We start from the raw sequence: 12993 nt of genomic DNA on the forward strand, positions 1-12993 counted from the left end.
TTCGGGGTCTGTGGTTCGGGGGGAAGCGGGGAGCAGCAGCGGAGCGACCGGGTCCTCACCCGGACCGGACCGTGCCCGTCAGCAGGACGCTCTGCCTGGCGACGGTGGCCGCGCCGAGCAGTTCGGGGACCGTGACCCGCACGCCGCGCTCCCGGTGGATCCGGGCGGCGACCCGGGCGGCCGCCACCGGTCCGGCGCCCAGCGGCCCCAGCTCGTCGTCCCGGCCGACGGCGTCGAGCGCGAGCACCTCGGTCCACTGGGCGGTGAGCCAGCGCTCGTCGGGACCGGACGGCGCCCGGTACGCGGCCACCGGGGGGCGGCCCGCCCGCGCGGCCAGTGCGGTCAGGTCGGTCTTGCCGTTGGGCAGGACCGGCAGCCGGTCCTCCAGGACGAACGCGGTCGGCACCATGGTGTCGGGCAGCCACCGGGCGGCGTGCTCACGCAGCGCCGCCCGCGCGCCGCCGGGCGGAAAGGACCGCTCGTCGGCCACCAGGAAGGCGTGCAGCACCATCCCGCCGTCGCGGTCGGGCGCCGCGACGACAGCCGCCTCGCGGATCGCGGGGTGCCGGACCAGCACCGCCTCGATCTCCCCCGGCTCGGTCCGCACCCCGCGGACCTTCACCTGACGGTCGATCCGGCCGAGGTATTCCAGCTGCCCGTCCGGCAATCTGCGGACGAGGTCACCGGTCCGGTACAGCCTGGCGCCGGGCCGGCCACCGAGGTGGTCGGGCAGGAAGCGGGCCGCGGTGTCCCCCGCCCTGCGGTGGTAGCCGAGCGCCAGCTGGGGTCCGCCGAGGACCAGCTCGCCCGGGGCCATGGCGGCGGCCGGCTCGCCGAGCTCGTCCAGGACGTGGGCCACGACGCCCGGCACCGGCCGGCCGATCGGCACGGTGTCGGCGGCCTCGTGCGGATCGGCCACCGCCCAGACCGCGTCCACCGCGCACTCCGTCGGGCCGTACACGTTCAGCAACCGGGCCTGCGGGCAGCTCGCGGCGAACTCCTCGGCGAGCGGGCGGTGCAGTGCCTCCCCTCCGCAGAGCACCATGCGCAGTTCGGGCAGCGCACCGAGGGTCCTGGCCTCCAGGTGGGCGGCGAGCAGGGCGGGGACCAGCTGGAGCACGCTGATCCGGTGCCGCCGGAGCGCCTCGGCGAGCACGGCCGGCTCGCGGTTGGCCCGCGACGGCGTCACCACCAGGGCCGCCCCGGCGGCGAGCGGTCCGAAGACCTCCCACATGCCCGCGTCGAAGGCGACCGGGGTGCGCTGGGCGATCCGGTCGCCGGGCCGCAGGCCGAGTCCGGTCGCGCTCCAGTGCATCAGGGAGGCCAGCGCCCGGTGCGGCACCGCGACGCCCTTCGGGCGGCCGGTCGATCCCGAGGTGAACAGCACGTAGGCGGCGGACTCCGCGGGGACCGGCGGGAGTTCGACGCTGCGGCCGCCCCGCATTCCGTCCAGGGCCAGGACCGGGCCGGCGTGGTCGGGCCGCGCGGCCGTCGCCGTCCCGATCAGCAGGACGGCGGCACCGGAGTCGGCGAGTGCGGCGGCGGAGCGTTCCGCCGGGTAGTCCGGGTCGAGGGCCAGGAAGGCCGATCCGGTCGAGAGCACCCCGAGCATCGCCGCGACGAGTTCGGCCGAGCGCGGCAGGTGGAGGCCGACCACGCTGCCGGCGGGGATGCCGGCGGCGACCAGTCCGGCGGCGATCCCGGCGGCCCGGTCGAGCAGTGCGCGGTAACTGGTCTCGCCGCCGTCCTCGTCCACGACGGCCACGGCGTCGGGACGGGCCGCGGCCACCCGCGCGATCAGCTCCGGCACGGTCCGGCCGTCGTGATCACCGGGTTCGCCGGGGCCGTCCGGGTCCGCGTGATCGCGGGCGCCGCCGGTGTCGTGGGCCTCCGGAAGGGGCGACGGCTGCGGGGCGGTGCCCGGATCCGCGGCCATCCGCCGCAGCGTGTCGACGCAGCCGGCCAGGAAGGCGGCGTCCCGGGTGGACCGCAGGGTCAGGCCGGCCGGCGACACGGTCGCCACCAGGTCCTCGCCCGGGGTCTCCACCTCGGCCTCTCCACCGAGTTCACGCCATTCGAACACGGGCGCGTCGGTCCCCGGGTGCGCCCGCGGGGCGATCCGGTCGACCAGGTCCGCCCAGCTCCGTGCGGCGCGGTCGACCGTCACCGGTTCGAGGCGCCGGAACTCGCCGGTCCCCTCGCCCACCCGGCGGACGGTCCAGGCGGCGACGTGCCGGGTGCCGGAGTGCCGCCCGACGGTGGCCAGGAACGCCGCCAACAGCAGCCGGTGCAGCGGCGGGCCGGCCGCGCGCAGCGCCGCCGTCAGTTCGGCGTCCAGTGTCGTCCCGGCCGTCGCGGGGCCGCCGCCCGGCAGCACGGCGGTGCCGGGGGCGGGCTCGCCCTGCTGCTCGGCGGCGACCGCGTCGCGGGTGGCCGCGCTCGGTGGGACCACGGGCTCGGCGCCGTGGCAGAGGGCGACGAGGTCGGCTCCCACCCGCTCCGCGCCGACCGGGTCGAGCACCGGATCCGCGAGGTCGAGGTGGAGCAGTTGCCGGCCGCCCGGCAGGCGGTGGGCGGTGAGCCGGACGGGGTCGGGGCGGTCCGGCCGGGGGTCGGCGGCCCGCCACCGGGCCACGGCCCGCTCGGCGTCCTCGGCGGTCCGGTCGGTCAGATCGACCACCTCGACCACCGGTTCGGCCTCCCGCAGCACCAGTTGGACGGGACCGCCGGCACCGGTCGCGTCGATCACGGTGCGCAGCGCCGGATGCCGCCGGACGAGCCGGGCCAGCGCCGCCCGCAGCGGTCCGGTGCCCCGGTCCGGTGCCTCGACCCCGATCCGGACCGCCGGGTCGGGGGGCGCCGGGCGGGTCGCGGCGCGCAGCAGCGCCGCGGCCTGGTAGCCGGTGAGCGGGCAGGCGTCCTCGATGGCGGCGGGACTGTTCCCGCGATCCGTCCGGACGGTCATCAGCGGTCTCCACTTCGGATCGAACGCAGCAGGTCGAGACTGCCGAGCGGCTGAGCCGGCGATGTGCCCCCGGCGGCGTCCACCGGCGTGTCCGGGTCCGCCACCGCGACCCGGACCAGGTCGGCACACTCCTCGGCCAGCCGCCGGACGTACTCCGGCCGGTAGCGCGAGCGGTCGTGGTGCAGCACGCAGCGGATGCCGCCGCGCCACTCGTAGACCTCGATGTTGAGCTCGAAGCGGGCGCTCTCCTGCCGGACCGGGAAGTGGCCCGCCGTCCGGCCGCCGAACTCCAGGGGGCGGAACGGTGCGCTCTGGAAGGTGTACTGCACCTGGACCAACGGGAGGCGGTCGGCCACGCGGTCCGGCCTGAGCACGGTGACCAGCTTCTCGATCGGCAGCTCCTGGTGTGCCAGCGCGTCCAGGACCGTCTCCCGGACCCGCTTGAGCAGGGTGCGGAAGGTCGGCCGGTCCGACAGGTCGATGCGGACCGGCAGGGTGTTGACGAAGAAGCCGACCAGCCCCTCCAGTTGCGGGTGGTCGCGGCCGGCCACCGCCAGCCCGACCACCACGTCGGGCCGCCCCGCGTGCCGGGCGAGCATCGCCGCGCACACGGACAGCATCGCCATGGACACGGTGGCCGCCTCGCTCCCGGCCAGGCTGCGCAGTCCGGTGGCGACGTCCGGGCCGAGGAAGACCTCCTGCATGTCCCCGGCCCGCTCGGTGCCGGGCACCCGGCCGTTCTCCCGGCCGTCCAGGGCGAGCAGGTCCGGTGCGCCGTCGAGGCGCCCGCGCCAGTGGTCCAGCAGCCGGTCCAGCCGTTCACCGGACAGCCGCTCCCGCTGCCAGGCGCTGAAGTCGGCGTACTGAGCGGTCAGTTCGGGAAGGCCGGCCGGGGTTCCGGTGGCCTCCGCCCGGTACAGCGTGTTGAGGTCGTTGAACAGGACACCCGTGGACCAGCCGTCCATGACCGCGTGGTGCAGACAGACACCGAGGACGTGGTCGGCGGGGGCGAGGCGGATCAGGCGGACCCGGAGCGGCAGCTCCCCGCCGAGGTCGAACGGCCGCGCGGCGTCGGCGGCGAGCAGCGTGCGGGCCTGCTCCTCGGCTGCGTCCAGCGGCAGATTGGTGAGGTCGACGACTTCCAGCGGCACCGCCGGTTCCGCCTGTGGGACCTGGACCACGCGCCCGTCCACCTCCCGCAGGCAGGAGCCCAGCACTTCGTGCCGCGATGCCAGCGCGACCAGTGCGCGGCGCAGGACCTCGGGGTCGAGCGGGTGGTCCACCCGGGAGGGCAGCATGACGTTCTCGGGAGGGCCGCCCAGCCGGTCGAGGAACCACATCCGCTCCTGGGCGAAGGAGGCGGCGAGCGGCCGGTCCCGCGGGGCCCGGGGGATCGGGGCGTCGACTCCGGCCCCGCTGTCGGCGGTCAGCAGTGCGCGCACCGCGCGGACCACCCCGCCGAGCGTCGGGGCGGTGAACAGGTGGTTCAGGGTGAACTCCACCCGCAGGGCGGAGCGCAGCCGGGACACCAGTTTGATCGCCAGCAGGCTGTGGCCGCCGTGGTCGAAGAAGTCCGTCTCCTCGTCGGTCGACTCGCCGGGCGGGAGGTCGAGTGCCTGGGCCCAGATGCCGGTCACCACCTCCGCGAGCTGGTCGGCCGGGGAGCCGGAGCGGGCCACCCGCGAACCGCCGCCCCCGCCGAGGACCAGCGCCGAACGGTCGACCGTGCCGTCCGGGGCGGACGGCAGCGCGTCGAGGACCACGAAACGGCCCGGGACCCAGGCGCGGGGCAGGTGGGAGGCGACCAGTTCCTCCAGCTCGGTCGCGGTCGGCTCGCCCTGGCCGATGACCACGAAGGCGACCACTACCGGTACCCCGTCGGTGCCCGTCAGCAGGCGGACGGCGGCCTCCCGGACGGCCGTGTGCCGCTCCAGGACCGCTGCCGTCGGCCAGAGCCAGGCGTCCTCGTCCACCGGGGTCTCGGCGGTGTCCGGGAAGACCCGGGGACCGGCGGCCCGACGGGCGACCGGACCGACGTCCACCGGCCGGGACCAGGACGGCGAGACCAGCAGGCCGACGGGTCCGCCGCGGTGCTCCTCGACGAACTCGACCCCGGTGCGGGCGGCCAGGTCCGCCCGGAGCTCCGAGGACACGACGCCGTCGACGATCAGCCGGTGCGTCGTGCCGTCCTCCGGGTCGTGGGCCGGCAGGCGCCCGGCCGCCGTCCGGGCGGCGCCCTCGCCGGACGCGAAGACGACGTTCGCCTCCGCGTCGAACACCACCGCAGCCCCCGCGGCGAGCGTCCACAGCAGATTGCGCAGCAGCCGCGGCCCGCCGCCCAGGAGGGCGACCCGGTCGCCGCGGCCCAACGGGACCGCGCACTGCAGCCGGTAGAGGGCCTCGACGAAGCCCGCCCGGGTGAGGACCAGTCCGTCCGCGCCGTACCCGCCGATCACGGGAGCGGTCGGCTGCCGGACGGTGGCCGGTCCGTCGTCGGCCGGGTCCCGCGCCCCGACCGCCGCCTCGACCAGCAGGCCGGCGCCGACCACCGGGCCGTTGTCGTCCGCGTCGGGCGCCGGCCCACCGGCGGCCGGATCCACCAGTTCGACCGCCGCTCCCGTGCCGATCGCCGCGACGACGGCCACCACGAGGTCGGTGGACGGCGCGAGCCGGATCCGCACCGTCCGCCCCGGCCCGGCGCCGGCTGCGCGCAGCCGCCCGTCCAGGGCGTCGGCCCGCTGGAACAGGCTCCGGTAGTCCGTCCGGCTCCCGCCCTCGTCGACGGCGGGAGCGGTCGGCCGACGCGCCGCGACCGCGCTCAGCAGCTCGGCCGGGCTCGCCGGCGAGAACTCCGCCGCGGTCGCCTGATCGGCCAGCGGCACGGTGGCCGTCCAGCGCGGCAGCTCGGCGACCGGTCGGGTCACCCCGTCGACGATCGCGGCGAACACGGAGGTGAGCAGGCGGCCCAGCCGCTGCACGGTGCCGGGACGGAAGCGGCGCGGGTCGTAGCCGATGCTGAGCCGCCACCCCTCGTCGGCCGGGACCGCGGTCAGATGGAGGGGGTAGTGCGGCTGCTGGAGCACCCGGCTCCCGGTCACCTGGACCGCGCCGCCGTCGGTCCAGTTCTCCCGGACCGGGTAGTTGATGAACACCGCGAGGCTCTCGAACAGCGGCAGCCCGCGCGGCACCTCGCTCCACCGTTGCACCGCCGCGAGCGGGGACGACTCGTACTGGCGCGCCTCCACCAGCTGCTCCTGGAACCGGGCCAGCCAGTCGGCCAGGGACATCTCGTCGTCCACGACCGCGCGCACCGGCAGGACGTTGATGAACAGGCCGACGATGTCGTCGATCCCCGCGAAGTCCGGGGTGCGGCCGGAGACGATCGAACCGAAGACCACGTCGTCGTGACCGCTGTACCGGGCCAGGGTCAGTGCCCAGGCCGCCTGCACGATGCTTCCGAGAGTGAGGTGGCGGGTGCGGACCAGGTCCTCCAGCGCGTACTTGATGCGCGGGGAGAGGAAGAACTCCGCCTCGCCGAACTCCGCGTCGGCGTCCTGCGGTTCGACCGTCTCGAAACCGATCGGCGTCGGTGCGCGGAACCCGGCCAGCCGTCGGCGCCAGTACTCCTCCTCGCCCTTCTCGTCACGGGCCTGGAGCCAGGCGACGTACTCCCAGTACGGCCGGGGGGCGGGACCGGGCGTTCCGCCGCCGGCCACCGCGGCCCGGTAGCCGTCGAAGACGTCCGCGAGCACCAGATAGGTGGACCAGCCGTCCAGCAGCAGGTGGTGGTACGTCCAGACCAGCCACGCCCGTCCCTCGCCGGCCCGCACCAGGGCCAGCCGCATCAGCGGGGCACGGGTGAGGTCGAACGACGCGGCGCGGTCGGTCTCCAGCAGCTTCGCGAGCGCGTCCTGTTGCCCGTCCTGCGCCATCCCGGAGAGGTCGTGCTCCTGCCACGGTGCCTCGGCCTCGCGGTGCGCGACCTGGACCGGGGCGTCGAGCCGCTCGTAGTGGAAGGAAGTCCGCAGGATCGGGTGCCGGCGTGCCGCCGCCCGCCACGCCTCCCGGAGCGCCGGGGCGTCCAGCTCGCCGGTCAGCTCCAGACAGACCTGGTAGACCACCTCGCTGGTGCCCTGCCGGCGCAGTGCCTCGAAGAACATGCCGTCCTGCAGCGGCGTCAGCCGGCAGATCCGCTCGATCGCGTTCGTGGTCATTCCTCTCCTCGCGGTACGGGGCGTCGGCGCGGACTCAGACCGGCAGCGGACCGGGTTCGACCGGCGAGCCCGGCCGGCAGTCGGCCACCCGCACCGGTTCGCCCATGGCGACGACGATCCGACGGTCCCCGAGGTAGGCGTCGCGGCCGTGGCTGGACAGCAGGTTGTCGACGATCATGAGGTCGCCGGGACGCCATGCCTCGCGGCGCAGCGCCGTGCGGTAGGCATCGTTGAGCGCATCCGCCTCGTCGCGGCCGATCGGCGTCCCGTCGCCGTAGGCGGTGTTGAACGGCAGGCCGTCCGGCCCGTAACTGCTGACCAGGACCTCGCGCATGTCCGGGTCGAGGGTGAACTCGTTCCAGAAGGCGATGTGGTTGAACCAGAGCCGGTCGCCGGTGCGCGGGTGGGTGATCACGGCCGGCCGCCGCTGACCGGTGAGCAGGCGGTCGTCGGCCAGCCAGCGCCAGGCGATCACGTTCTCCCGGCAGAACCGCTCCGCGTCCTCCCGGCTCTCCACGCCGAGCGCGGTGGTCCACGGCAGACCGAGGTGCGGGTGGTAGTTGCGGTACAGCATGTAGCCGAGGGTCGCGAACTTCTCGGCCAGCTCCGGGGGCAGCGCCGCGAGCACCTCGCGCGAGTCGGCCACCGGGGTGGCACCGCCGGTGGCCGGGGCCGCGAGGCAGCCGAAGAGCAGGATCCCGGCGAAGCTCAGGGTGTAGCTGTTCTCGTTGTGCAGCCGGATGTCGTGGGCCGGCGGCATGTCGGTGGAGGAGAACAGGCCCTGCCCGTAGGCGCTGCGCGGGGTCGCCTTCTCCCGGTAGGCGAACTCCTCGTCGATCACCGCCCCGCGGGCCGCCGCGAAGTCGTCCAGGGTGTTCAGCGGCAGGCCCCGGATCAGCAGGCTGCCGTGCAGGTCCAGCACGGCGCGGATCACCGGGCGGTGCTCGGTGAGCCAGTCGGCGACGGCCGGGCCGGTCACCACGCCGCGCACGGTGCCGATCGGTGGGCGGCCGTCGGCCAGCACCACGTCCAGGTCGCCGGTGTCGAGACCGGTCGTGATGTCCATCGGTGCTCCTAGCTGTTCAGGTCAGACCGCGCGGCCCGACCGGTCCGGTCGGCCTGCGGTCACGGACGTCGAAACTGTCGCCGAGGGCGACGAGGACACGGCGATGGCCGCCGAACGGCTCCCGGCCGTGCGCGTTCAGCAGGTTGTCCACGAGCAGGAGGTCTCCGGGCCGCCAGTCGACCCGGATCAGGGCCGCGTCGAAGGCCCTGTTGAGCAGCGCGATCTCCTCGGGGTCGAACGGCGTGCCGTCCCCGTGGAAGGTGTTCTGCGGCAGGGCGTCCGCGCCGCCGGCGTCCAGCAGGACCTCGCGGAGCTCGGGTTCGTAGGTGTGCTCGTTGAACACGGCGATGTGGTTGAACCAGCACTCGGCGCCGGTGACCGGGTGGTGCAGGGTCGCCGAGCGCAGACCGGTGGTGCGCAGCCTCCCGTCGGCGAGCCACTCGCACCCGATCAGGTTCTCGGCGCAGAACCGCTCGACGCTCTCCCGGTCCGTGGTGCCGAATGCCTGCTGCCAGCCGATGCCGACGTGCTCGCTGAAGGTACGGGTGATCTGCCAGCCCTGTCCGCGGAGCCGGTCCATCAGCTCGGCGGGGACGGCGTCGAGCACCGTTCGGACGTCGCCGAGGGTGGTCGCCCCGCCGGTGTCGGCCGGCACGAGGCAGGCGAACAGCAGCAGCCCGGGTGCGAGAAGGCTGTAGCTGTCCTCCTGGTGCAGCCCTATCGTGTGCTGGCGCGGCAGGTCCGTCGCCGAGAAGATGCCGTCGCCGAGGTCGGAGCGGGGTGTGGTCTCCTCCCGGGCGTGCGCGGCCCGGCGCTCCGTCAGGACGTCACGGGCGAGCGCGAAGTCGGCCTGCTCCTCGATCGGCAGGCCGCGCAGCAGCAGGTGGCCGTGGACGAGCAGGGTCTCGCGGACCGCTGTCCGGTGCTCGGTCAGCCAGGACCGCAGCGACGGCCGGTCCCGCACTCCGGACACCTCGTGCAGCACCGGGCCGCCCGGCTCGGCGACCACCGGCAGACCGCCGGCCGCCGTCGCGCGTTGCTCAGCCATCCGCCCGCCCTTCGTACCGTGCGCCGCTCTCCGCGGCCGTCCCGGCAGCGATCGTGCTCCCGGTGCCGGGGCGGCGCACGTCCCCTGATTCCAGGACAGCGAGGTGCCGGGCCAGGGCTCGTGGGGTGGCGGCGTCCAGGAGTTCGTCGAGCTCGACCGTGTGCCCGAGGGCCTCCCGGACCCGTTCGAGGAGCCGCAGCGCGAGCAGCGAGTGCCCGCCGGCCAGGAAGAAGTTGTCGTCGGCGTCGAGTGCCGGATCGTCCAGCACCTCCCGCCAGAGTGCGACCAGGGTCTGTTCCATGCGCGTCCGACCTCCCGGGCTCCGCTCGGCCCGACCACGCTAGGAACGATTCCGGCGGCCGGTCATGCCCCTTATTGCGGGTACACGTCCGGGCGCCGTCGCGTCTTTACGGGACGTGCCCGGGCCGACGCGCGGCCGCCAGGCTGAGGCCACGCTGTCGACCACGAGCAGAGGACGGTGACGCCAGTGCCAGCGGACGCCACGACCCGTCCGGTCCCCGACGACCGACGGCCGCTGTCCCCGTTGCAGGAGCGCCTGTGGTTCCTGGTCCGGCTGCACCCGGACGCCGAGTTCTTCACCATGCCCGTGCACCTCGCCTTCGACGGTGCCCTGGACGTCCCCGCCCTGGAGCGCGCGCTCGCCGCGGTGGTCGCCCGGCACGACGTGCTGGCGGGACGGATCGTGGAGACCGACGGTGTGCCCGCGCATCTGGTGGAGCCCTGGTCGCGGCGGCTGACCGTGCTGGACGCCGGGCACCGGCCACCGGCCCAGCGGCTGACCGGCCACCGGCTGCTGGACGCCCGCCTGGTCCGGTACGGGCCGGACCGCCACGTACTCGAGCTGCTGGTCCACCACCTGGCGTTCGACGGCCTGTCGACGCCGGTCCTGATCGCCGATCTGCGCGCCGCCTACCAGGGGCACGAGCTCCCGCCGCCCGCACTGCGCCACGCCGACTTCGCGCGGTGGCAGCGGGAGTGGGTGGACGGGCCGGAGTGCCGGGCGGCCCTGGAGCGGTGGGACGAGGCGCTGGCCGGGGCGGAGGAGCTCGTGCTCGCCACCGATCGTCCGCGCCGGGCACCGCTCTCCTTCCGGGGCGCGGAGCACACCTTCACGCTCGGCGCGGAGCTGGAGCGCCGGCTGCGGGTCTTCGCCGCCGCCACGGGTGCGACCCTGTCGATGGTGCTCACGGCGGCCTTCGGGGTGACCATGAGCCGCCGCTCGGGCCGGCGTTCCGATGTGCTGATCGGCATCCCGCACACGGCCCGGATCCGCCCCGAGTGGGCCGGGGAGGTGGGTCTGTTCGCCAACATGGTGCCGCTGCGCGTCCGGACCGGCGCCGACCCGCACTTCCGTGACCTGGTCCGCTCGGTGCGCGCCGAGGCGATCCGCTGCCTGCGCGACGGCTGGGTGCCGCTGGACCGGATCGTGGCCCGGCACGTCGCCGAACGCGACCCCTCCCGGCTGCCGCTCTGCCCGGTGTCGTTCCAGGTCACCCACGACGTCCTGCCCGACGACCGCGACGACGGCGGTCCGGCCGTGCGGCGGCTCTTCCCGCCGCGCCGCGCCAGCGAGTTCGAGCTGAGCTGCTTCGTCGCCGACCTCCCGGGGCTGCCGGTGGTCATCGAGTACGCGACCGACCTCTTCGACCCGGAGACGGTCCGGGACGTCGGCGAGGAGTTCCGAGTCCTGTGCGACCGGCTGACGGCGGCCCCGGACCGGCCGGTCGGCGAAGCCGACCACCTCGGGCCGCGCCTGGCCGCGGCGGTCGCCGCCGCCACCGGACCGGCACCCGTCGCCGCCGCCACCGACCTGGCCGCCGCGTTCCGTGCCCAGGCCGCGCGCACCCCCGACGCGCCCGCCGTCGTCGGCGAGCTGACCTACCGCCGGCTCGACGCGGACTCGGACCGTCTGGCCGGACGGCTGGCCTCCGCCGGGATCCGCCGGGGCGACCTGGTGGCGCTCCGCGTCGGGCGGCACGCCGGCCTGGTCACGGCGATGCTCGGCGTGCTGAAGGCCGGCGCGGCCTACCTGCCGGTCGACGACGAACTCCCACCCGCCCGGCTCCGGACGATGCTCGACGCGGTGGCCCCCCGGGCCGTGGTCACCGACCGCTCCCACCGGGCCCGGGCGGAAGACCTGGGGCTGCCGCTGCTGGATCTCGACGGCCCCGGCCGGCCGGCCGCCCCGCTCGACCTCTCCCCCGCCGATCTCGCCTACGTGATGTTCACCTCGGGCACCACTGGCACGCCCAAGCCGGTGGCCGTCCCGCACGCGGGCGTGCTCAGCCTCGCCCACCACTGCGCGTACGCCCCGCTCGGCCCCGGTGATGTCGTGGCCGTCCTCGCACCGGCCGCGTTCGACGCCTCCACCTTCGAGATCTGGGCCCCGCTGCTCTCCGGCGCGGCCCTGGCCGTCGCGCCGGACACCCGACTGACGCCCGGCGCGCTGCACGACTTCGTCCGTGACCGGCAGGTGACCGTGCTGCACCTGACCGCGGGCCTGCTGCGCGTGGTCGCCGACGAGCGGCCGGAGCTCTTCGCCGGGCTGCGCCGACTGCTCACCGGCGGCGACGTCGTCCCGGCGGACCGTCTGCACCGGATCTCCGCCGCGTACCCGGACCTGCGGATCACCGCCTGCTACGGCCCCACCGAGGCGACCGTCTTCGCCACCACCGCCGCCCTCGACCGGCCCGCGCCCGACCGCCCCGTCCCGCTCGGCCGCCCGATCGCCGGTCGCTCGCTGTTCGTCCTGGACCCCTGGGGCCACCCGACGGCGCCCGGCGTCCTCGGGGACATCCACGTCGGCGGCGACGGCCTCGCCCACGGTTACCTCGGACGCCCGGGGCTCACCGCCGACCGCTTCGTCCCGCACCCGTTCGAGCCCGGCGCCCGCCTCTACCGCACCGGCGACCTCGGCCGGATCGGGGCGGACGGCCGGATCGAGTTCGCCGGACGCTCCGACCGCCAGGTCAAGGTCCGCGGCTTCCGGGTCGAACCGGCCGAGGTCGAGGCCGCGCTGACCGGGCTGTCCGTGGTGGGGGCCGCAGCGGTGGGCACGCGGGTCGTCGCCGGTGAGCGGGTCCTCGCCGCGTACGTGGTGCCCCGCCCGGAAGCCGCCGCCGATCCGCCCGAACTGCGCCGCCGCTTGGCCGGGTTGCTGCCGGCGTACGCCGTGCCCGGCACGATCGTCGTCGTCCCGGCTCTCCCGGTCACGGGGAACGGCAAGCTCGACTGGAGGGCCCTGGAGCGGCTCGCCCCGGATGCCGGGACGGTCCCGGCCATCGGCAGAAGCACGGAGCCGACGCCGACCGAGGCCCTGGTCGGGCGGATCTGGGCGGAGGTGCTGGGCGTGCCGTCGCCCTGCGTCCCGGACACGGACTTCTTCGCGAGCGGAGGCCACTCGATCGCCGCGTTGCGGGTCGCCGGCCGGCTGGAACGGGAGCTGGGGCTCCTGGTCCCGCTCGGTGAGCTGTTCGCCCGGCCCACCGTCCGGGACCTGGCCGCGTGGATCGATCTGGGAGCCGGGCCCGACGGGCCGCGACAGCCGGCGAACACGACGGTGCCCGAGGACGACTCGGACCTGCTGGCCGAACTCACCGGTGCCGGTCCCGCCGACATCGCCGCCCTTCTCGGGGCGGCTTCCCGCGAAACCGCCACCACCCCGGACCAGGAGTAGGAC

6 protein-coding genes are annotated in these 12993 nt (G+C 75.5%); 1 reads left to right on the forward strand and 5 read right to left on the reverse strand.

Annotation, left to right across the window (positions count from 1 at the left end):
* Positions 1–55: 55 nt before the first annotated feature.
* The 5 genes from ABZZ04_RS23195 to ABZZ04_RS23215 are packed head-to-tail and all read right to left on the reverse strand — an operon-like array spanning position 56 to position 9594.
* On the reverse strand, positions 56–2965 hold the full coding sequence (locus ABZZ04_RS23195) for an amino acid adenylation domain-containing protein (RefSeq protein WP_356934103.1): 2910 nt from the start codon (positions 2963–2965) through the stop codon (positions 56–58).
* Positions 2965–7179 carry a condensation domain-containing protein gene (locus tag ABZZ04_RS23200; protein ID WP_356934104.1) on the reverse strand — a complete coding sequence of 1405 codons (4215 nt, stop codon included), beginning with the start codon at positions 7177–7179 and terminating at the stop codon, positions 2965–2967. Before ABZZ04_RS23200 ends, ABZZ04_RS23195 begins: the two co-directional genes overlap by 1 nt.
* A gap of 34 nt (positions 7180–7213) precedes the next feature.
* Positions 7214–8245 (reverse strand): TauD/TfdA family dioxygenase, encoded by a 1032-nt coding sequence (locus ABZZ04_RS23205; RefSeq protein ID WP_356934105.1) that lies wholly within the window; start codon positions 8243–8245, stop codon positions 7214–7216.
* A 16-nt stretch (positions 8246–8261) separates the two neighbouring features.
* Entirely contained in the window at positions 8262–9293 is a 1032-nt protein-coding gene (locus tag ABZZ04_RS23210; RefSeq protein ID WP_356934106.1) for a TauD/TfdA family dioxygenase, read from the reverse strand.
* Entirely contained in the window at positions 9286–9594 is a 309-nt protein-coding gene (locus tag ABZZ04_RS23215) for a phosphopantetheine-binding protein (protein WP_356934107.1), read from the reverse strand. The genes ABZZ04_RS23210 and ABZZ04_RS23215 overlap by 8 nt, the downstream gene beginning before the upstream one ends.
* Positions 9595–9780: 186 nt before the next feature.
* Here ABZZ04_RS23215 and ABZZ04_RS23220 point away from each other — a divergent pair, with 186 nt between their 5' ends.
* Positions 9781–12990, forward strand: a complete 3210-nt coding sequence (locus ABZZ04_RS23220) for an amino acid adenylation domain-containing protein (RefSeq protein WP_356934108.1) — start codon at positions 9781–9783, stop codon at positions 12988–12990.
* Positions 12991–12993: the final 3 nt, after the last annotated feature.

The sequence above is a fragment of the Streptomyces sp. NPDC006435 genome, assembly GCF_040612315.1.
Classification (GTDB): domain Bacteria; phylum Actinomycetota; class Actinomycetes; order Streptomycetales; family Streptomycetaceae; genus Streptomyces.

What these genes read in the sequence shown, in the direction of transcription:
- ABZZ04_RS23205 (WP_356934105.1), bottom strand. Translation starts at nt 8,245, where the DNA reads ATGGACATCACGACCGGTCTCGACACCGGCGACCTGGACGTGGTGCTG.
- ABZZ04_RS23200 (WP_356934104.1), bottom strand. Translation starts at nt 7,179, where the DNA reads ATGACCACGAACGCGATCGAGCGGATCTGCCGGCTGACGCCGCTGCAG.
- ABZZ04_RS23210 (WP_356934106.1), bottom strand. Translation starts at nt 9,293, where the DNA reads ATGGCTGAGCAACGCGCGACGGCGGCCGGCGGTCTGCCGGTGGTCGCC.
- ABZZ04_RS23215 (WP_356934107.1), bottom strand. Translation starts at nt 9,594, where the DNA reads ATGGAACAGACCCTGGTCGCACTCTGGCGGGAGGTGCTGGACGATCCG.
- ABZZ04_RS23195 (WP_356934103.1), bottom strand. Translation starts at nt 2,965, where the DNA reads ATGACCGTCCGGACGGATCGCGGGAACAGTCCCGCCGCCATCGAGGAC.